This window comes from Acinetobacter sp. 'aerobic (ED)', from assembly GCF_904886855.1.
Taxonomy (GTDB): Bacteria; Pseudomonadota; Gammaproteobacteria; order Pseudomonadales; family Moraxellaceae; genus Acinetobacter; species Acinetobacter courvalinii.
The window spans coordinates 53,922-74,897 of sequence record NZ_CAJHGI010000008.1 but is presented as its reverse complement, the minus strand read 5'-3'; the positions used below and the strand labels follow the sequence as shown (position 1 = coordinate 74,897).

Genomic DNA, 20,976 nt, shown 5'->3' with positions numbered 1-20,976 from the left:
AGTCGAATTCCTTAAGCTTGTTCTACGTCTAGAGCTGGAGCATGGGTTTTAACCTTTGCTTCAAACTCGCTACGGAAATATTTAAGTGCGCCCATAAGCGGCTCCATCGCACCTGGTGCGTGAGCACAGAAAGTTTTACCGATCCACAATTTACGCGTCAGTTCTTGTAAATGGTCGATATCTTCTTTCTTACCTTCGCCTGTTTCCAGTGCTTTAAGCGCTTTCACTGCCCAAGGTAAACCATCACGGCATGGTGTACAGAAACCACATGATTCACGCGCAAAGAATTCTTCTAAATTACGTGTCGCAGAAACCATACATTGAGTTTCATCCACCACCATCAACAGACAGGTACCTAAACGTGAACCTGCTTTCATGATGCTTTCAGAATCCATTGGTAGATCAATGTGTTCAGCGGCCAGGAAGTCCGTCGATGCACCACCCGGTAACCAGGCTTTCAAGGTCAAACCGTCACGCATACCGCCCGCATGTTCTTCAATCACTTCACGCGCAGTGGTACCGAATGGCAGTTCCCAGAGACCCGGGAATTTGACTTTACCTGATGCACCATAAATCTTGGTGCCTGGATCTTTCGACTTACCTGCTGAAAGGTTGATATACCACTCAGGACCACGCAACATGATGGCTGGCAAGTTATTGTAGGTCTCAACGTTGTTGACAATCGTTGGACGGCCCCATGCACCTGCAACTTGCGGGAATGGTGGCTTGGTACGCGGATTGGCACGACGGCCTTCAAGCGAGTTAATCAATGCAGTTTCTTCACCGCAAATATAACGGCCTGCACCGGTATGAACGTGTAGATCAAAATTCCAGCCCGTTCCGAGGATGTTTTCACCTAGGTAACCTTTAGCACGGATTTGCTCTAATGCTTCATTTAAGTATTGAGCTGCTTCGATATATTCGCCACGGATGAAGATATAACCTTGAGTTGCCTCTAGGGTATAACCTGCAATCAGCATCCCTTCGATCAATTGATGTGGAAGTTTTTCCATCAACAAACGGTCTTTAAAGGTACCCGGCTCCATTTCATCGGCATTACAGATCAAATAGCGAGGACCACCATCGTTTGGCGCCATCAATGACCATTTGATCCCTGCCGGGAAACCTGCACCACCACGACCTTTTACCGTCGCAGCTTTAATCACTTCAAGTACATCTTTTGGTGGCATGCCAAGTGCTTTTTTAAAGCCTGCATAGCCTTCTAGTGTTTCGTACTCGTCAGCATTACGTACTGCATCCTGTTTGCTCAAACGCCAGGTCAGCGGATGAGTTTCTGGATTACCGTCGCCATAAATTGGTTTTGGTTCAGTATTCATACATACTTCTCCAATAACTGTTTAACTGATGACACATCCACTAAACCGTGAGTATCTTCATCAATCATTAAGGTTGGCCCTTTGTCGCAGTTGCCTAGACAGCAAATCGGGAGCAAGGTAAAACGACCATCTGCTGTGGTTTGTCCATACTGGATTCCCAACTCGCGCTGGAAGGCTTCTGCCAAAGTTTCTGCACCCATCAAGAAGCATGCAATCGAGTCACACAATAAAATCACGTGACGACCCACAGGTTGACGGTAGATACGGTTATAGAACGTTGCTACGCCTTCCAGATCCGCCACACTCATGCTGAGCAATTGTGCAATCGCATTCATTTGTGCGTCATCTACCCAGCCATTACGGCGCTGTACACACTTCAACGCATCCAGAGAGGCTGCACGTGGGTATGGATAGTGGCCAATGTGATGTTCAATTTCATGGATTTCGTCCGCAGTCAAAATCCCTTCAACATTCACACGTGGTTTTTTATCAGTCAAAATCATCATAATCGTTTACCCCTAGCGATCCACGTCAGCCATAACCACGTCAATGGTCGCCAAATAAATGATCAAGTCAGACACCAGACTGCCGTTAATCACCGATGGCATTTGCTGTAAATGCGTGAACGTTGGCGTACGAATACGGGTACGGTAACTCATGGTTGACTTGTCAGAAGTGAGGTAATAGGTACTCGCACCCTTCACTACTTCAGTCATGAATGAAGACTCGCCTGCCGGCATTACAGGACCCCAAGATACGCTTAGGAAGTGCGTAATCAAGGTTTCAATATCTTGTAATGTCTTGTCTTTTGGTGGTGGAACAGCCAATGGGTGATCCGCTTTATATGGACCAGATGGCATGTTATCCAAGCACTGTTGAATAATTTTCAATGATTCAGTGATTTCACGGAAGTGAACCAGGACACGTGCGTATGCATCGCCTTCATATTCCACTGGAATATCAAAGTCGAAATTTTCATAACCACTGTATGGACGATATTTACGAACGTCAAAATCAATACCTGTCGCACGTAAACCTGTACCGGTCACACCCCAAGCCAACGCAGATTTAGCATCGTATTGCGCAACGTTACGCGTACGACCAATAAATACCGAGTTTTTAAGTGCAGCCGTGTAGTACTCGTTCAAACGCTTCGGCATCCAATCCAGCAAATCTTTCACCAGTTTTTGCCAGTTGTTTGGAAGGTCATGTGCTGTACCACCGATACGAAACCAAGCTGGGTGCATACGGTAACCGGTAATCGCTTCAACGATGTCATAGACTTTTTGACGGTCTGCGAACATATAGAATACTGGTGTCATACCACCGGCATCCTGAATCGCGGTACCACAGAACAACAAGTGGTTATTGATACGGAATAATTCGTTCAACAACACACGAATGACTTGTGCACGCTCAGGAACTTTAATTCCTGCCATTTGCTCAACAGCCATCACGTATGGCATGTTTTGCGCACAACCACCAAGGTAGTCAACACGATCGGTATACGGAATGAATGAATGCCAGGTTTGACGTTCAGCCATCTTTTCCACACCACGGTGGTGATAACCGATATCCGGCACACAGTCTTTGACTTCTTCACCGTCCAGCTGTAATACCACACGGAAAGCACCGTGCGCAGATGGATGGTTAGGACCCAAGTTTAGGAACATGAAGTCTTCGTCGTCATTACCGCGTTTTAGACCCCAGTCTTCTGGTACAAAGCGTAAGTGTTCTTGTTCGAAGTCCTGCTTTGCCTGGTCTTGCATATACGGCGTATATTCTGTCGCACGGGCAGAATATTCTTTACGTAACGGATGACCTTCCCAATAGGTTGGCAACAAGATACGACGAAGCATTGGATGCCCGGCGAAATCGATACCAAACATATCGTAAGCTTCACGCTCGTACCAGTTGGCATTTGGCCAGATATTGGTTGCGGTTGGAATGCTTAAATCATTTTCATTCAACGCAACTTTGATACGGATGTCACTGTTACGCTCAAGCGATAACAAATGATAGAACACAGTAAAGTCAGATGCTGGCAAACCGTCACGGTGAACACGTAAACGCTCATCTACCGCAGACAAGTCAAACAGCATGACATAAGGACGTTCCACTTTACGGAGGAACATGAGGACTTCTTGCACGCGTGCGCGCTCAACCCAGACTGTTGGAAACTCTTCAAAAGTCGCCTGCACGTAAAAGTTCTCACCAAATTTGGTTTTGAGCTCTTCTACGATTGCAAATGCTGGGCGTGAATCAACTGGCGTTGATTCTGGCATAGCAATGTCAGTTTCAGCCATTGGCTTGGCTTCCTATTTAATACAAATTCTGGAAATTTTTCCGATGACCATACCCATCACGGGACATGTCAAAAACTCATCGTTAAAATTATTTAATTTCATCCATAGAGCGTAAGTTTTTCACCGCAATACGTTCAGCATTTTTACGGTCACGTTCTGGCATCATCTTTGGCTTATACACAGGCTGAAGATCATCACCAATAACCGCTGAAAGTGGACGGCGCTCTAGTTGAATTTGGTCTTGAAGTAACATCAATGCTTGGATCAATGCTTCTGGACGAGGCGGACAACCTGGGATGTACACATCAACAGGAATAATTTTGTCTACACCCTGAACCACGGAATAGATGTCGTACATACCACCTGAGTTAGCACAAGCACCCATTGAGATGACCCATTTAGGTTCAAGCATCTGTTCATACAAACGTTGAATGACAGGTGCCATTTTGACAAAGCAGGTTCCTGCAACAATCATCAAGTCTGCCTGACGCGGTGAAGCACGAATTACTTCGGCACCAAAGCGTGACAAGTCATGAACGCCTGTTAATGTAGTTGCATATTCAACGTAGCAGCATGAAGTACCAAAGTTAAATGGCCACAAAGAGTTTTTACGCCCCCAGTTCACTGCGGTATGCAACACATCTTCTAGACGCGTCATCATCACACTTTTATTCACTTCTTCCTCAAGTGGATCAGTGACGATTTGACGATCTTGTAATGGATATTGATCGGCATCCGGATTCGCACGGGTTAAAGTATATTTCATCCCGACTTACTCCTGTTCAGATGTTGAGGTAGTCGGTGTTTTAGATTTAACACGACCAGAAGACTGTGCTGGAATATGACCAGTAGGATCGACAACCAACTCTTCAATGTTATTGAATCGGGTAATGTCAGCAATGTTCATATTTGGCGAACCGATATGGGTTTTGATACCGGCAGCTTTACGGCGATCAGAAGGTGCCCAGTTCAGTGCACCAGTTGAAAGTTCGTAAATCAAACCAATTAATAAAACCAGAATAAATACGGCAGCCGTTGCAAAACCCACCCAACCCACTTCACGAACTGAAGTTGACCAAGCGTAAAGATAGAGGGCTTCCAGATCGAAGACCACAAAGAAAATTGCAACTAAATAGAACTTGGCAGACAAGCGGATACGAGCACCGCCCGCACCAACTACACCTGACTCAAACTGCTCTTGCTTCGCACGTCCCCATGCTTTACCCCCTAGGAGTAAGGGAACAGTGAGCATAAAAACGCAAAGAAATGTAACGCCGATCACGAAGGCAATAATTGCCCAATCGTATGGAGTAATGGCACTCATGCGGGGATAACTCCTGGCAGGCCTATTTTTAACAAAGAATGTATGTATTGGCCTTCAAATACACCAAACACAAAATTAATCCCGCCAATTGTACCTGATTTCTAATTTCTCATGCTAGTTGAAGCGCTTTAGTCTTTCGGATGATTTTGTCCATAAAGTTACGGATATAGACGGGATCATGCTTAATTCACCCCTAGAAATCGAATTATCTAATCAAACACCCTATATTGATCATTTTTTTCTTTATCAACGCATCAAAGACATTCTGCATTTCTGCTCAATGCACAAAAATATGGCAACATGAACCCTATGATTGCATTGCTGCAAATCTATGTTGAAAATTTAACCGTAAGCTGTATATATCCTGCGACGGATTATTTTTATCTGGTCAGAAAACAGTATTTTAATGAATCATAATTTCAACTGGCAGATCAGGCGATCGATCCAGCCTGATAACAATATCGAAACCGGGCTGCCATTTCGACATAATATGTTGCAATTCAGCTAAATACTTTAATTATCTTTATACACAGCTCTAGCAATAGATCGTTATTCTAATAGAAGCAAAGAAGGAGAAAAACATGCATCTAGAATACACACACGACTCGGATTATTTCTTTTTTTCACAACTACTGATGCGTCATATAGAAAGTTATGTTCGAAAACATCCAGATGCTGATAACGCGATTTTTGATTTAAGAGACATCTACCAGGTTTTTAGAGAGGATTTTGCCGCTACCACCACCAATTTAGACAGTATTCTCAATATTGCCGACAGTTATAAAGTCGAAACCTTAAATGGAGATCAGGCACTGATTCAGGGCTATAAAATCGACATCAAGAACAATTCGCTACTGATTGATTTCAATGCCGATGCGTTACAGGCGCTTCGCTCGGGCAAATCCTTGATCGAACCTGACCCTTCGGTACATGAATAAATACAGGTAGATGGATCAGTACTGTTCTGATCAATTGAGCCAAGGCATTTAACGCCTTGGCTTTTTTATGGGGCTAAAACAAAAAAGGAATGGTACTTGCCATTCCTTTTTTAATTATTTCTTCAAGCCTTGCTTATAACGTTTTGCCGGCCAGGTCATGATAAACCGTGCACCGCCCAGATTTGGACTCTGATCCACCTGAATCGTGCCGCCAAACCAGTAAGCAATACGACTGACAATCGACAAGCCCAGGCCATAACCACCTGAAGCACGGGTACGACTATCATCCAGACGCGCAAAGGCTTCAAAGATACGGGCACGCTCTTGCTCAGGAATCCCCGGCCCATCATCTTCAACACAGACATAGGCATTACCATCGGCACGGATACCACCACTAATGCGCACCTTATGATCACAGTAGCGCACCGCATTTCCGACCAGGTTCTGCACCACACGGTGTAGATAACGACGCTCTGCATCAACCTGCAAGGCCAATGGCGGTGCAATCAGCTCGATTTCCTTTTGCGTCTTCAACGCTTCGGTTTCCATTGCCACCTGATCCAGAACTTCAACCAGTACAATTTCTTCGAAATCCAGAGAAGGAGTGCCCTGCTCCAGTTTGGCATAAGTCATGATTTCATCGATCAGGGTATTGAGTGCTTCAATATCCTTATCGATCATGTCGACTTGCTGGATACGGTAGTTATAGTCATCTTCCTCTGCCAGCATTTCCATACCAAAACGAATCCGCGCGACAGGGGTTCTGAGCTCATGTGATACCGCACGCATCAACTCACGCTGCGCCTCAATCAGACGCTGAATATGATCTGACATATTGTTATAACTGGAAGCCAGATTGGCCATCTCATCACTTCCCTCGATCGGGACACGTAATGACAAATCACCTGACTTCATCTTGTTCAAGGCATGGCGCACCTGACGGATTTTACGTTCCAGCGGCAGAATCAGACCATAAACGCCCAGACTCAGCAAGAACAGGCTGAACAAGGTAATACCTGCGGAAAGCTGGAATGGCATCCAGTTAAACATCGGTACCGGACCCAGAATCAATACTTGCGCAGGGTGATTAGGCATTGGGGAAACAATTGAAATGGTGGTGCCACGAACGGTTGCACTGTCTTTATACAGCAGGATGCTTTGATCCTGACGTAAACGACCAATTTGCTCCGAATCCAGATTGATATCTTTAATATCGGCAATTTCAATCGGGTAATAGAAATGTTTTTTGATCCGCTCTAGATATTCGCGTTCCTGCCCCGGATAGAAAATCAGATAATCCAGCACAAAGATCGGCAGCGCTTTCATCTGGCGTTCGCCAATCTTATCGACCTTGATATACAGGAAATGCTTAGGATCGTCTTTCAGACCGATAATGATATAGCCAATGCCGTTATTGGCATCGTAACGAACTACTGACTTTTGCTCGGCAATGCGTTTTTTCTCGGTACGCGATAACTCGACCCGCTCTGCATCCACATAGTAGATCGGCAATTCCAGCAAATCAGAAGCATCGGAAATCCAGTCGAGTTTCTGCTGTTTTTCTGGCTGGCGAGATACCCCCTCACTAATGACATAGGAAATGCCATCGGTCAGAGATTCACGATATTCCTGCGCCCGTTGGTAGTTGATAATCTGGACCAGCAAATAACAAAATGCGGCAACCACAACCACCAAAACCACCAAGCCAGCATAAATACGCAAGAATATGCTGTTTTTCAGTACTCGACTTACCATAAGCTAAATAATTCCAAGCTCATTAAAACCCCACTTGAGCAGCGCTACTACGCAAGTCCTTTGTGGAAAGGAAAAAATCCCCCTGAATGCAGGGGGATTCCAGGGATTTAGATCCCGTTGGTTTCTTTAACGAATAAATAACCTTTACTGCGGACGGTTTTAATACGTTTTGGATTTTCCGGATCATCACCGATTTTTGGACGGATACGCGAGATACGTACATCAATCGAACGGTCCTGACCGTCATACTCAATACCGCGTAAACGCTCGAAGATATCTTCACGAGACAGGATGCGACCGGCATTTGAAGCAAGTAACCATAACAGGTCATATTCAGCGCTGGTGAAATCAACCAGATCACCATTTAAAGTCACTGAACGACCACCGTTATCAATTACCAGATCATCAAACTCGATACGTTGTGCGACTTCGTCTTCAACCGTTTTATCGGTACGACGTAATAAGGCACGAATACGCGCTAACAATACGCGTGGCTGAACAGGCTTGGCAACATAGTCATCTGCACCCATTTCCAGACCCAGTACCTGATCCATATCTTCGGTACGTGCAGTTAACATCAAGATCGGTTGATGGTAATGCGGACGTACTTCACGACAAACGGTTAAGCCGTCTGCACCAGGTAACATCACATCAAGCACCACTAAATCTGGCTGCTCGCTGATAATACGACGAATGGCACGATTACCATCAGTTTCAACACCAACTTCTAAACCGTTACGAATCAAATATTCTTGCGTTAAACGTGCTAAACGCTCGTCATCTTCTACAATCAAAATCTTCGGTAACTTTTCTTCTTGGCTCATTTGTTGCCCCTAAAATCTGAGTGAGTCTATCTATATAAATCTGACAGATACATTGGTTTATGAATTGCAATATACACACGTTTACATTGTAAACAAGTAGCCGTTCACCAAACTGATACACGCTTACCCTGTTTTGTTATCTTTTTATTAAAATTATGAATTTTAATATATTTTTCAGAATTGTAAGCGTTTTTTCTTCAGGATGGATATTTAGTATAGATTTTGTGCCAATCTTAAACAATTTGTTTCTTTCTTCACCTATAACAATTTAAGTGTCTGTTTTTTGAGTTATCCACAGAGTTATCTATAAGCCTTTTTTAACGGCTTTGTTATGCTATGTCCCTGTGAATTCAGCAGTTAAGACATGAAAAAAAATTTACTAAAATGTCAAGGATTGATCTACTGCTAAAAATCCCGTATCTTGTGTTGAAAATAAACTTTAACCACTAAGTATTGTGTTTATCCCTCAAACATCGTGGCATACTTTTTGCTCGATTCAAACGGTCCATGAACATAAAAATAGATGATAATGGAGCTATGCTGACATGAGCATCATCACTTCTACTCCTGGCCAACTTCAGGTCATTAAGCGCACCGGTGAGATTGCGCCATTTAATGCCGAGAAAATTTCTGTTGCGATTGGGAAAGCATTTCTGGCTGTTGAAGGTCAACAAGGTACCGACTCTAGTCGTATCCATGACCGCATCACCCAATTGACAGAAATGGTTATGAACACATTTAACCGTCGTTTACCTTCGGGTGGCACGATTCATATCGAAGAAATTCAGGATCAGGTTGAACTGGCCCTGATGCGTACTGGCGAGCAAAAAGTTGCCCGTGCCTATGTGATCTATCGTGACCAACGCGCAAGTGCCCGTCAGCAAACTGGTGCGAACCATCACCCTACCCTTCAGATTACCGACAACAATGGCCAGCTCCAGCCATTGGATCTTGATGCGTTGACTGCAACCATCCAGACGGCAAGTGAAGGCCTGGAAGGGATCGATGTTCAGGCGATCGTGGATGAGACCGTAAAGAATCTCTATAACGGCGTAAAAGAAAGCGATATCGCGACCACAATGATGATGGCGACTCGTACCCGTATCGAACAAGAGCCAAACTATACTTATGTGACTGCACGTTTATTATCAAATGAATTGGTCAGCACAGGTCTTGAATTCTTAGGTCTACCTTCAGATACACCAGAAGGCAATGCTTTAGAAACCTTCCTCAAGAAAGGTATTGAGCTTGATCTGCTTTCTGCTGACCTACTTGACTTTGACCTTGAAAAATTGGCCGCTGCAATCAAGCCTGAGCGCTCAAACCAGTTTACCTATTTAGGTCTGCAAACCTTATTTGACCGTTACTTCATTCACTCGAATGGCGTACGTTTCGAATTACCACAATTATTCTTTATGCGTGTATCGATGGGTCTTGCCCTTAATGAAGAACATAAAGAAGATCGTGCGATCGAATTCTATGACTTGCTGTCTAGCTTCGATTACATGGCGTCTACACCGACCCTGTTTAACTCAGGGACATTACGTCCACAGTTATCAAGCTGTTACTTAACCACGATTGGTGATGACCTGTATGACATTTATGGTGCAATGCGTGACAACGCCATGCTCTCAAAATGGGCAGGCGGTTTAGGTAATGACTGGACTCCTGTACGTGCCTTGAACTCTTATATCAAAGGCACCAACGGTAAATCTCAAGGTGTTGTGCCATTCCTGAAAGTTGCGAATGATACAGCGGTTGCGGTTAACCAGGGTGGTAAGCGTAAAGGTGCAGTCTGTGCGTACCTCGAAACTTGGCACTTGGATGTTGAAGAATTCCTGGAGCTACGTAAAAACACGGGTGATGACCGTCGTCGTACCCATGACATGAACACTGCAAACTGGGTTCCTGACCTGTTCATGCAACGTGTATTTGAAGATGCTGAGTGGACCCTGTTCACCCCTTCTGAAACACCAGACCTGCATGACTTGACCGGTGCTGAATTTGCTGAGCGTTATGCACACTACGAAGCAGTCGCAAAAGAACAAAACATGCTACACAAGAAAGTACGTGCCAAAGACTTATGGCGCAAAATGCTTTCGATGTTGTTCGAAACAGGTCATCCGTGGATCACGTTCAAAGATGTATGTAACTTGCGTTCACCACAACAACACGTGGGCGTGGTGCATTCATCGAACTTGTGTACAGAAATCACCTTAAACACCAACCAAGACGAAATCGCGGTATGTAACCTCGGTTCGATCAACCTTGTACAACACGTTCAAGGTGGTGTGTTAGACCGTGAGAAGCTTGCACGTACCATCAAAACAGCAGTACGTATGCTCGATAACGTCATCGACATTAACTACTACGCGGTACCACAAGCGAAAAACTCAAACATGAAACACCGCCCAGTGGGTATGGGGATCATGGGCTTCCAAGATGCATTGTATGAAATGAATCTTGCTTACGGTTCTGACGCAGCAGTTGATTTTGCTGACGAATCAATGGAAGTAATCAGCTACTACGCAATTCAAACGTCAAGCGACCTTGCAATCGAACGTGGTGCTTACTCAACATTTAAAGGTTCATTGTGGGATCAAGGTATCCTGCCAATCGACTCTTTGGAAATCGTTGCCAAATCACGTCCGGAACGCATGTTCGAAGTGGATCGTACCCAACGTTTAGACTGGGACACATTACGTGCCAAAGTTCAAAAAGACGGTATGCGTAACTCGAATGTGATGGCGATTGCACCGACTGCAACCATTTCAAACATTTGTGGCGTGTCTCAATCGATTGAGCCGACTTTCCAGAACTTGTATGTGAAGTCGAACCTGTCTGGTGAATTCACCGTGATCAACCCTTACCTGGTTCGTGCATTAAAAGAGCGCGGTCTTTGGGATAGCGTGATGGTGAATGACCTGAAACACTTTGAAGGTTCGGTGCAGAAGATTGCACGTATTCCTGAGGAATTAAAAGCCATCTTCGCAACTGCATTCGAAGTGGATACCCGCTGGATCGTTGATGCTGCTTCTCGTCGTCAAAAATGGATCGACCAGGCGCAGTCATTGAACCTGTACATCGCTGGCGCGAACGGTAAGAAACTTGACATCACCTATAAGATGGCATGGTTACGTGGTCTTAAAACCACTTATTACCTCCGAGCTTTAGGTGCAACCTCTGCCGAGAAATCAACCATCAATACCGGTGCACTGAATGCAGTAAAACCGGCATCGGTTGAAGCACCTGTGGTTGCAGCAGCACCTGCGGCGGTTGCAGAGAAAAAACCAGAAACTCCAGTTGAAGAAGATGGTTTTACGACAGCAGCCCCAGTCCCAATGGCTTGTTCGATCGACAATCCAGACTGTGAAGCTTGTCAGTAATTAAATCCGCATACGCCCTTCTCACTTTGGAAGGGCCTTGCAAGATTTAAATCTATAGAGGCATAGATCATGTTCCATCTCAGTCATAATTATCAATTTGGTGTGATAGTGCTGATTTGTGCCTTTCTAGTGTTTTATATCCCCCTCGTTTACGCGTTTTTTAAAATACGTAGACAACAGCGTAATCAAAATAAGTCTTAGGGATTGCGAGTGACGACTGGTCACTTTTAAAAAATCAATCAATAAAACTTAATTTTGCTTACACAAATTGAGCGTATAGTAAGGACATCTTCTTGATTGAGATGTCTTCATAAAAGATATAAAGCAACGAAGAGAGAATTGATATGTCTATCCTTAGTTGGGACGATTTTGAAGATGATTCGCAAAAACCGACTGCACCTGAACACAAGTCTGCGCCCATCGACACGCAAAAAACGGTTAATACGCAAGTGGTATCTGATTCAGAGCAATCATCGCCGCGCGTGGCAGCTGCACAATCCGCTGGAACCAGTACCGTGCGATCAACAGATTCAGCCGATTCGCTGGCTCGAGCATCTGCAGCCCTAGAACACCTAGACGTTGCCCCTGGCCTGGAAGAACTTGAAATGGGCGCTCAGCGCGTTCAGGTTGATGATAAAGCCATGATCAACTGTCGTGCAGACTTGAACCAGCTTGTGCCATTCAAATACGAGTGGGCTTGGCAGAAGTACCTTGACGGGTGTGCAAACCACTGGATGCCGCAAGAAGTCAACATGAACCATGACATCGCACTTTGGAAGTCTGAAAATGGCTTAACCGAAGATGAGCGTACCATCATCATGCGTTCTTTAGGTTTCTTCTCGACGGCAGACTCATTGGTTGCAAACAACCTGGTATTGGCGATTTACCGTCACATTACCAACCCTGAATGCCGTCAGTACATTTTGCGTCAGGCATTTGAAGAAGCGATTCACACCCATGCTTACCAATACTGTATCGAGTCTTTGGGCATGGACGAAGGCGAAGTCTTCAACATGTACCGTGAGATTCCAAGTGTTGCACGTAAAGCATCATGGGGCCTGAAGTATACGCAATCTTTAAGTGACCCTACGTTCCACACCGGTACACCTGAAAACGACCAGCGTTTACTTCGTAACCTGATCGCATTCTACTGTGTACTTGAAGGGATCTTCTTCTACTGTGGCTTTACTCAAATCTTGAGTATGGGCCGTCGTAACAAGATGAACGGTGTTGCCGAGCAATTCCAGTACATCTTGCGTGATGAGTCTATGCACCTGAACTTCGGTATCGACATGATCAACCAGATCAAGATCGAGAACCCGCACTTGTGGACGGCTGAGTTCCAGGAAGAAGTGATTCAAATGATTCTTGAAGGCACGATGCTTGAGATCGAATATGCGCGTGACACCATGCCACGTGGTGTATTGGGTATGAATGCAAGCATGATGGAAGAATACTTGAAGTTCATCTGTAACCGTCGTTTAGCGCAACTTGGTTTACCTGAGCAGTTTGCTGGTGTTACCAACCCGTTTGGCTGGATGTCTGAGATGATGGACTTGCGTAAAGAGAAGAACTTCTTTGAAACGCGTGTAACGGATTACCAAACTGGTGGTGCGTTAAGCTGGTAAGTTGGATTATGCCACGTTGTTATAAAATAATAGCGTGGCATAACACTATAAAAAGCGGGTTTGTAAATCTTTTATCTTGCATATCATCATTGCCATAGCAAAAATATTTTTAAATTTTAATATCCATTTACCTGACGCTTAGATTATCAATAACAAATAACGAGCTTTTGAATCCAATGTCTTACTTTCGCCTTAAATGGTTTGTTATCCTCTTAATTCTTATAATACTAGGGTTTTATCTTACGATAATAACCGCAGCAAAATACGAGTGGTTTGGTGAAAAACCCCAAAAACAAATATTTGCCAGCGTAGACACTCCTTTTCAAAGAAAAATGCAACAGTTTTGTACTGGCATAAAAGTAACACCTAGCGGTACATGGTTAGTTGCCCGAGATGATTCTCCAAATTTAAGTGATGATGAAACGAGTAAGTCTTTCAATCTAAATTCATTACTCCCTGCCAAAGAAGCTGATGAGTATAGTAATTTTATGGGAATGAATCGGGAAGAACCCATTACTTACGTCTCAAAACTCAATAATCAAGGATATTTTGAAGAAGTTGCACGCCTTCAAGGTATTGGATGCTTGGTACCGATATTAAATAGCGTCCTACTCTTAACAGATGTTAATCAAGGTCAACAGGGTTATTCAAAACAAACTGCCGTATTCCGTAGCGATGATCAAGGTCGTCATTGGAAAATTCAAAGTGAGGGCTTTTTTGCCCCAGTTCAACAACAGGCATGGACAATCCGCCCTACAGCATATAAAGACAATGCTCTTTGGGCATGGAAAGACTTTCCTTTTGAACAACCAACAGAGGGACTGGCAGCCAATCAGCCAAGTGGACTTTATTTTTCTAAAGACCAAGGTAAAAGTATAGAAACCATTATGGCTTCCGCCCCTCTTTTATTAGATATCACTTCTCTTCCAGATAAAGCCAATTTAAACCCTGACTGGAAGGCCGATGATCTTGGAGAAATAAAAGCCTTTATTACTCAGACACATGATGATCATGCAATCTTATGGGTTACACAGATTTTCAGTCAGGCTCTGACCACAGGCCCATTTCAAGTGACTACCCGAGCCAAGCTTGATCGGGTCAATGGCAAGTGGATCATGGGGGAAGTTAAACGTATTCAGGGTTTAGCAATCAAGAAGTTAGCACAGAATACTCAGGGTAAAATTATTACCATTCAGAACCAAATGGATCAAGATCAGGATGTAATTGCAGAGTTAGTCCCAGAAAATTTAAGTTGGAAAATACATGGAACTTTACCCCACCCTTTTTCACCTTTTAACGGTTCTTCATATGTTTATGATATCTGGATAACCCATGATGCACTTTTGATTACTACAATGAGTGAACACATTGCAGCGCGTATTTTGCAGCCAAGTACCTGGCGTAAACCAGCAGGCTCTGGCGGAACAGTTTCTGCAACTGCAGTCTTTTACTCAAAAGACTGGGGAACATCTTGGCAAAAATTAGCAATTCAGGGTTATCTCAAAGTATTGGGCGTTGAAGCAAACTCTGACCAAGTTTTTTGGGTAGAAGGTTCAGTGTATGAAAATAAAAAAGACACCCATATTTATAGTCATCAACTAAAATAAACAGGATTTGTTGGATTTAAGGCAGTCACCGTACTGCCTATCTAACATTTATGAAATAATATTTTTAGAGATACCCCGGCTTGAGAACTCTCTCATATTCAGAATTGATAAATTCACCTCCCCAACCCTACCAAAAATCCCTCAATCAACCGCTCTGGATCATCCACTCCATTCCTGCCGCCCAAAAGCAAAATCATCGCCCCATCGACCACAAATAAAAACATATGCGCATCCTTTTTAGATGCATGTGCCGCATCAGCGGAAAGCAATTTAAAAATTTCATTAATCAGCCATTTCCGATAATTCGCTACAATCTGATAAGCCGCCGGATAACGCTTTTCAATCTCAAAAATCGCTTTAAACGGCAAATGATAAGGTCCGTCTAGATGCGCATGTAAAAAGAATATCCGCTTCAGTTTTTCATGTAGCGTAAGCTGTTTTTGCCGATAAATCAGCGCAAACACGTCTTCTTTAAGCGCTTCGGTTTGAAAACCCAGACTCATTTCAATCAACTGTTCTTTCGATTGAAAATATTTATAAAAGGTTGCTTTGGCGATTTGAGATGACTCAATAATCAGATCAACCCCGACGCCATGAAAACCATGAGCATTAAACAACTTTCGGGAAGTCTCCAGCACCTTTAAAGCGCGAAATGAAATTTCTAAATGCGACATATAGTGTCCCTATAATTTTTTTGTTCTCACTGTACCCGCCAACTTGTAGCGACAAAAAAGGCATACAAAAGCCCGAAAAGACGGCTCAAGCACATCTCTGATTTTATTTTTGATTTGGATTTTTAAGTCATGACGACCTAATGCCTAAATACCTAAAAGCATTTAAACGCAATCAAGCCCTATTTAGGATAAATAAGAATACGATACATGGCCAACTCCTACAAAATTCGGGACGCTGCCAGGACATAAAGATTATGGTGGCAGGGTGAAAGAGGGTTGACAGACTGAACCTAAGAATCAGCACGCCCGGAGGCGTCCCCCTTTCGCCCTACCGCTACAAAAGGGGGACGAACGAGTCTACATCAAAAAAACAAGTTTTTTCAATGTACTTAGGATACGGTCTGTCAAAACCGGCTGGCATGTAGGCCAGCGTTTAAAGAATAATCGGAGTATTGATGAGTGTCAATGTTCGGATTGATTGTAAAAAACAGGTTTATTATTAATTTTCAATATCTTAACTATTTTAATTATTTAATATTTTTAATTTATGATGTAAGTATATTTTATTAATAGCTATACAGACTTTTCCCTCTAACATCCTTGAAGGTCTGCTAGGTTACTCAATCATTACTTTCATTGAACGGGCCAACAGATCGCAACGTTATTGATTATCACCACTCTACTCATCATTCATATAAACAGATCAGCAGGTAGGCCGACAAAATTGCAATGGCACTGATCAGTGGACTCAAGCGCTTAACCTTCATCAATCCATAGAGTAAATTAGAAACCAGCCCAATCAGTAAGAATAGTGTGGCACACATGCTTTGTAGAATGATTCGATGTTCCGTGCCGTTATAGTATTGCCAAAGTTTTAAGGTCTGAGGATGGTTTGAACCCGCAACAAATTGCTCTGCCAATACCAGAATACCCATCGGCATGGCATCTGCAATCACACCTACCAGCCATCCCAGTATTGCAGCCAGTACCAGACCGAGTACAGGATCAATAGAATCCTGATAACGATAGCTATTATCTAAAATATCAAATATTTGGTAGATCAGTTTTAAAAAATGTAGCAATGCACCGATGATCGCCATCATTAAAAGTAAAAAAAGAAATTGATCAAAATAAATAAGATAATTCATGGCAATTATGATCATCATCATAAAACTGCTCAAACAGACCAGCAGTGTATTCGACAAGGGAGTAGTTTTAGCACCCTTCATCCCCTCGTGATAATTTGAATAATGATACTGAACATGGTGATCATGATTTGCCGCAGTGCTTGTCTTTCTTCTACCTCTCAAAACACCCTCCTTCTGTATATCGACTAAAAATTTAACCCTCTAAAAAATCAGCAAGGATAACGAGCCCAACCATTTTAATGTTACCTCTAGCCAGCAGAAGTGGTAAGCTCGCAGCGAAATCCCAGCTTTGAATGAATATAGTAGGTAATTTTTTCGGCTTTATTTTAAATTTTGACTATAAACACTTATAAGTTAGATTTTAAAAAGTACTAAAAACCCAAAGCGCACAGATGCATATTTTCATGAAGGAATAGCCAGCAGACAACAAGCCAGCAGGCTCGTTGCCACCACCAAAACCGGAGTGAATGGTTTAAACAGGTTAAAGCTATATAATAAATTGCAGCAAAGCCCGAGAATTAGACTCAAGCTGGCACCCATATTACAAAGAATGATTTTATGTCCCAATGGCTTAAACTGCGTCCATAGTTGCCAAGCCATCTTCCAGTCACTGTCTGACTCTAAGCCAAGTTCTTCGACGATGATCAATATTTGCTGCGGCATGGCTTTCTCAGTCATGTTCACCATGACAGCCAATAATCCGGCAAAAAACAGTCCAAGAATGGAGTCGGTAATCTCCTGAAAATCCTGCTGTTTATTTATAAAGGGATAAATAATTTTAAAAACAAATAGCACTACGGTCAGCACAATAAAGAGTTTGAGAAAAAACAGAATCTGTTCAAAATAAAGCAGGTAAAACATCATGAGGGACAGTACCAAGACACCTACTCCGCCCAGAAGCGCGATACCGTTTAAAGTTGAATCTTCTGATGAATGCCCCGGACATCCACCTTGGTGGATCGTTTGCTTAAAATTATTATTATTGCCTTTCACCACACCTATATTGCTATTATTTTTCATCATTCACCTCTAAACAACTTGATCTTTAATTTACTTTTACTAAGCACTAGAGCGAATGCATATCATAATTATTTTTTAAGCTATTATTTTCACAAGTATATTAAAACATTTACAACCTGAGTTTTAAAATCCCAAACCTAGTCAAATCTGGGATATATAAAATAGGTCATCTGTATTAATCCGAAATAGCATAACCACTCATAACCCCCTGAGCATTAAAATAGATGGCGATTGAAGCAGGGTTTTCACGATAAGATTTCGGGTTGTACTTGTCAGAACCTGTCGAGCTGTTTAGCTCACCTATCGCCACGCTTGCAGGGCTGGATCGTTCTGCGTAATAACTCCATATTTCAGTGTTATCGGGATATAAGGTTTTATCTCGCGTGGTGCCATACAACGCAATAACATCGGTCTTTGTGGTTTTGCTCTTGATCAGGTGCGTTTCGGTAAAGAATTTCTCAAATCTTTCCACCGGCTTGGCACCGACCGGATTTAAACTGGATGCACAGCCACAGCACAACATCATGACAAAGATAAACAGGATTTGATTTTTGTACATACCGAATGACTTTTACTCATATAAAAGTTTCTATTATATTTTTTTAGACTTTATTCATTTTATATATACTTTTGAAATTCTTTAAAATACAGTTTTAAAATAAATAAGGTAATAGACAATATTTTAAGTTTTTCGTAGTACTGATTTAATTCAGAAGCATTCTAATTCTAGAAGATAGTCATCTGTATTGATCACAGCAGTTGAGCTGCCGATATATACAACAGGCAGGATTGAAGAGCTGGTCTCACTATTGGTATCGGACAGCAACATCAAGCGACTTTGGGATTTTGTTCAGCTTGGTCAAAATGGATGACAACCATTCCATTGGATACCGCAATCCGACCAACAAAAGTCAGGTCGATTCAGTTAAAATAACAAACTGCTTATCCATGCATTACTGTCGAGCATGACGCAATACGAATGACCCCAGCTTAGGTTTAAAAATTTTTAGATCGGCGAAGTAAACAAGGTTATTGTTATTTGATCAAAATGTGACACATTTCTCTAAACGATAAATCAGAGATTTTCCAGCATTTTATACAAATTAAATACATAAAATAATTAAAAGCCACTTGATTACTACATTTTGAAACATTGGTTAACCAAAACACTGTCTAATTTAAAGTAAAATTCATGAACTAACTCCTCTAACGTCAGTGACAAGGTCACCCCTTGACTGATGTGCCTTTAATTGCGTCTGTATCATCATTTAAATTCTTTCTCTCTATATGGTCTGTCATATAGAGCGTCATTTAATTTTTAAGGTAAATTGAATGAAAAAATTTTGGAAATATTTATTAGTACTGCTCGTGGTACTAATTATTATTGCAATTGCCTTTCTTTTTAGACCAGTTGCGTCTAAGGCAATTAAAACAGCAAATGACGAACCGACTGTTGATGTTGTACTCATCGGCGGCGGGATCATGAGTGCCACCTTGGGGACTTACCTCAACGAATTACAACCCGACTGGAACATCCGCATGTATGAGCGTCTTGATGCAGTAGCACAAGAAAGTTCAAACGGTTTCAACAATGCGGGTACAGGTCACTCTGGCTTTATGGAAATGAACTATACCGAAGAAAAAGACGGTAAAATGGACATTTCTAAAGCCATCAACGTGGCAAGCCAGTTCGAAATTGCAAAGCAGTTCTGGGCTTACCAAGTGAAGCAAGGTGTGCTTGAAACACCAAATACCTTCATTAACCCGGTGCCGCATATCGCGTTTGTCTGGGGCGATAACGTGAACTTTATGGAAAAGCGTTATGCTGCCATGGTTCAAAACCCATTATTCGCTGGCATGAAAATGAGTGAAGACAAAGCTGAAATTCAACAATGGGCACCATTGGTGATGGACGGTCGCGATCCTCAACAGAAAGTTGCTGCAACCCGTATGGACGTTGGTTCTGACGTGAACTACGGTGCAATCACCAAGCAGTTGATTGGCAACCTTGAAAAGAGTCCAAACTTCAAACTCAGCACGTCAACTGAAGTGACGGGCATCAGCAAAAACGATGACAACACCTGGTCTGTGGCTTTTAAAGATGTGAAATCTGGCAAAGTTGATCATGTGAAAACGCGTTTTGTGTTTATTGGTGCGGGCGGTGCTGCAATCAAACTCTTGCAAATGACTGGCTTACCAGAAGCGCAACAATATGCTGGCTTCCCTGTAGGTGGTGAGTTCCTTGTCACTGACAACCCAGCAGTAACAGCAAAACACACGGCTAAAGTCTATGGCCGTGCTGATCTTGGTGCGCCGCCAATGTCTGTGCCACATATTGATACCCGTTATATCGACGGTAAAAAATATGTACTGTTTGGCCCATTCGCAACCTATTCAAACAAGTTCCTGAAAAATGGTTCTCAGCTTGATTTGCTTGCATCGACCAACAAGAACAATGTGTTGCCAATGGCAGCGATTGGTCTACAAAATGCTGATCTGGTTCAGTACCTTGTAAGCCAGGTATTGATGTCGGATGCTGACCGTTTCAACGAGTTGAAAAAATACTACCCTGAAGCTGATCCAAAAGACTGGCATCTACAACAAGGTGGTCAACGCGTTCAGATCATCAAGAAAGAGCCGGGCAAACCTGCCAAATTGCAATTCGGTACGGAAATCTTTGCCTCTAAAGATAAATCTGTAACTGCATTACTTGGTGCTTCTCCAGGTGCATCGACCTCACCTTACATTATGCTTAACTTGCTTGAAAAAGCATTCCCTGAGCAAACCAAAGGTGTGTGGAATGACAAGTTGCACGAGATTGTCCGTTCTTATGGTCAAGATCTTGCCAATGATCCAGCCTTGCTTGATCAAATCCGTCATTATTCAAGCTCAACACTTGGCTTGAACTATACGACACCAGCCAATATGGTTCCTGCAAAAAAAGCGGTAAAAGCTGAAGCTGTTGCTCAGTAATTCCGTGTAGGAACATGTTAAAAGGGAGGAGTTTCGGCTCTTCCCTTTTTTTATTT

17 protein-coding genes are annotated in these 20,976 nt (G+C 42.8%); 6 read left to right on the top strand and 11 right to left on the bottom strand.

Features of this window, described 5'->3' with window-relative positions:
- Positions 1-11: 11 nt before the first annotated feature.
- The 5 genes from nuoF to JO943_RS15325 all read right to left on the bottom strand — a co-directional run bounded on the left by nuoF (position 12) and on the right by JO943_RS15325 (position 4,967).
- Positions 12-1,337: an NADH-quinone oxidoreductase subunit NuoF gene (gene nuoF / locus JO943_RS15345; protein WP_005283655.1), complete on the bottom strand. Its 1,326-nt coding sequence runs from the start codon at positions 1,335-1,337 to the stop codon at positions 12-14.
- Positions 1,334-1,843, bottom strand: a complete 510-nt coding sequence (gene nuoE / locus JO943_RS15340) for an NADH-quinone oxidoreductase subunit NuoE (RefSeq protein WP_004770767.1) — start codon at positions 1,841-1,843, stop codon at positions 1,334-1,336. Before nuoE ends, nuoF begins: the two co-directional genes overlap by 4 nt.
- 12 nt (positions 1,844-1,855) lie before the next feature.
- Positions 1,856-3,643: an NADH-quinone oxidoreductase subunit C/D gene (gene nuoC, locus JO943_RS15335; RefSeq protein WP_005228923.1), complete on the bottom strand. Its 1,788-nt coding sequence runs from the start codon at positions 3,641-3,643 to the stop codon at positions 1,856-1,858.
- Positions 3,644-3,731: 88 nt separating this feature from the next.
- Entirely contained in the window at positions 3,732-4,409 is a 678-nt protein-coding gene (locus JO943_RS15330; RefSeq protein ID WP_004638049.1) for a NuoB/complex I 20 kDa subunit family protein, read from the bottom strand.
- 6 nt (positions 4,410-4,415) lie between these two features.
- The gene (locus JO943_RS15325) at positions 4,416-4,967 is read right to left on the bottom strand and encodes an NADH-quinone oxidoreductase subunit A (protein WP_202741241.1); all 552 of its coding nucleotides are present in this window, start codon (positions 4,965-4,967) and stop codon (positions 4,416-4,418) included.
- Positions 4,968-5,548: 581 nt separating this feature from the next.
- On the opposite strand from JO943_RS15325, the gene JO943_RS15320 reads away from it, so the two are divergent.
- Positions 5,549-5,905, top strand: a complete 357-nt coding sequence (locus tag JO943_RS15320) for a hypothetical protein (protein ID WP_005228913.1) — start codon at positions 5,549-5,551, stop codon at positions 5,903-5,905.
- Positions 5,906-6,019: 114 nt separating this feature from the next.
- Here JO943_RS15320 and bfmS read toward each other — a convergent pair whose 3' ends face one another.
- On the bottom strand, positions 6,020-7,660 hold the full coding sequence (bfmS, locus tag JO943_RS15315) for a sensor histidine kinase BfmS (RefSeq protein ID WP_005228911.1): 1,641 nt from the start codon (positions 7,658-7,660) through the stop codon (positions 6,020-6,022).
- 107 nt (positions 7,661-7,767) lie between these two features.
- Positions 7,768-8,484: a response regulator transcription factor BfmR gene (gene bfmR, locus JO943_RS15310; protein WP_004770762.1), complete on the bottom strand. Its 717-nt coding sequence runs from the start codon at positions 8,482-8,484 to the stop codon at positions 7,768-7,770.
- Positions 8,485-9,029: 545 nt separating this feature from the next.
- On the opposite strand from bfmR, the gene JO943_RS15305 reads away from it, so the two are divergent.
- The 4 genes from JO943_RS15305 to JO943_RS15290 all read left to right on the top strand — a co-directional run bounded on the left by JO943_RS15305 (position 9,030) and on the right by JO943_RS15290 (position 15,105).
- On the top strand, positions 9,030-11,870 hold the full coding sequence (locus JO943_RS15305; protein ID WP_005283648.1) for a ribonucleoside-diphosphate reductase subunit alpha: 2,841 nt from the start codon (positions 9,030-9,032) through the stop codon (positions 11,868-11,870).
- 69 nt (positions 11,871-11,939) lie between these two features.
- Entirely contained in the window at positions 11,940-12,071 is a 132-nt protein-coding gene (locus JO943_RS15300) for a hypothetical protein (RefSeq protein WP_004655460.1), read from the top strand.
- A gap of 143 nt (positions 12,072-12,214) precedes the next feature.
- Entirely contained in the window at positions 12,215-13,498 is a 1,284-nt protein-coding gene (locus tag JO943_RS15295) for a ribonucleotide-diphosphate reductase subunit beta (RefSeq protein ID WP_005228906.1), read from the top strand.
- Positions 13,499-13,674: 176 nt separating this feature from the next.
- Entirely contained in the window at positions 13,675-15,105 is a 1,431-nt protein-coding gene (locus JO943_RS15290) for a hypothetical protein (RefSeq protein ID WP_227614491.1), read from the top strand.
- 113 nt (positions 15,106-15,218) lie between these two features.
- Here JO943_RS15290 and JO943_RS15285 read toward each other — a convergent pair whose 3' ends face one another.
- The 4 genes from JO943_RS15285 to JO943_RS15270 form a co-directional block, all read right to left on the bottom strand.
- The gene (locus JO943_RS15285) at positions 15,219-15,779 is read right to left on the bottom strand and encodes a TetR/AcrR family transcriptional regulator (RefSeq protein ID WP_202741240.1); all 561 of its coding nucleotides are present in this window, start codon (positions 15,777-15,779) and stop codon (positions 15,219-15,221) included.
- Positions 15,780-16,465: 686 nt separating this feature from the next.
- Entirely contained in the window at positions 16,466-16,948 is a 483-nt protein-coding gene (locus JO943_RS15280) for a hypothetical protein (protein ID WP_227614489.1), read from the bottom strand.
- Between the two features lie 381 nt (positions 16,949-17,329).
- Positions 17,330-17,950: a hypothetical protein gene (locus JO943_RS15275; protein WP_227555816.1), complete on the bottom strand. Its 621-nt coding sequence runs from the start codon at positions 17,948-17,950 to the stop codon at positions 17,330-17,332.
- Positions 17,951-18,122: 172 nt separating this feature from the next.
- The gene (locus JO943_RS15270) at positions 18,123-18,506 is read right to left on the bottom strand and encodes a hypothetical protein (RefSeq protein ID WP_202741238.1); all 384 of its coding nucleotides are present in this window, start codon (positions 18,504-18,506) and stop codon (positions 18,123-18,125) included.
- A gap of 773 nt (positions 18,507-19,279) precedes the next feature.
- Between JO943_RS15270 and mqo the strand changes: the two genes are divergently transcribed.
- Positions 19,280-20,920 (top strand): malate dehydrogenase (quinone), encoded by a 1,641-nt coding sequence (gene mqo / locus JO943_RS15265; protein ID WP_005228893.1) that lies wholly within the window; start codon positions 19,280-19,282, stop codon positions 20,918-20,920.
- The last annotated feature ends 56 nt before the right edge of the window (positions 20,921-20,976 follow it).

Coding starts and splice junctions, on each gene's coding strand:
- nuoF (WP_005283655.1), bottom strand. CDS start 1,337: ATGAATACTGAACCAAAACCAATTTATGGCGACGGTAATCCAGAAACT.
- nuoE (WP_004770767.1), bottom strand. CDS start 1,843: ATGATGATTTTGACTGATAAAAAACCACGTGTGAATGTTGAAGGGATT.
- nuoC (WP_005228923.1), bottom strand. CDS start 3,643: ATGGCTGAAACTGACATTGCTATGCCAGAATCAACGCCAGTTGATTCA.
- JO943_RS15330 (WP_004638049.1), bottom strand. CDS start 4,409: ATGAAATATACTTTAACCCGTGCGAATCCGGATGCCGATCAATATCCA.
- JO943_RS15325 (WP_202741241.1), bottom strand. CDS start 4,967: ATGAGTGCCATTACTCCATACGATTGGGCAATTATTGCCTTCGTGATC.
- JO943_RS15320 (WP_005228913.1), top strand. CDS start 5,549: ATGCATCTAGAATACACACACGACTCGGATTATTTCTTTTTTTCACAA.
- bfmS (WP_005228911.1), bottom strand. CDS start 7,660: ATGGTAAGTCGAGTACTGAAAAACAGCATATTCTTGCGTATTTATGCT.
- bfmR (WP_004770762.1), bottom strand. CDS start 8,484: ATGAGCCAAGAAGAAAAGTTACCGAAGATTTTGATTGTAGAAGATGAC.
- JO943_RS15305 (WP_005283648.1), top strand. CDS start 9,030: ATGAGCATCATCACTTCTACTCCTGGCCAACTTCAGGTCATTAAGCGC.
- JO943_RS15300 (WP_004655460.1), top strand. CDS start 11,940: ATGTTCCATCTCAGTCATAATTATCAATTTGGTGTGATAGTGCTGATT.
- JO943_RS15295 (WP_005228906.1), top strand. CDS start 12,215: ATGTCTATCCTTAGTTGGGACGATTTTGAAGATGATTCGCAAAAACCG.
- JO943_RS15290 (WP_227614491.1), top strand. CDS start 13,675: ATGTCTTACTTTCGCCTTAAATGGTTTGTTATCCTCTTAATTCTTATA.
- JO943_RS15285 (WP_202741240.1), bottom strand. CDS start 15,779: ATGTCGCATTTAGAAATTTCATTTCGCGCTTTAAAGGTGCTGGAGACT.
- JO943_RS15280 (WP_227614489.1), bottom strand. CDS start 16,948: ATGATGATGATCATAATTGCCATGAATTATCTTATTTATTTTGATCAA.
- JO943_RS15275 (WP_227555816.1), bottom strand. CDS start 17,950: ATGATGAAAAATAATAGCAATATAGGTGTGGTGAAAGGCAATAATAAT.
- JO943_RS15270 (WP_202741238.1), bottom strand. CDS start 18,506: ATGTACAAAAATCAAATCCTGTTTATCTTTGTCATGATGTTGTGCTGT.
- mqo (WP_005228893.1), top strand. CDS start 19,280: ATGAAAAAATTTTGGAAATATTTATTAGTACTGCTCGTGGTACTAATT.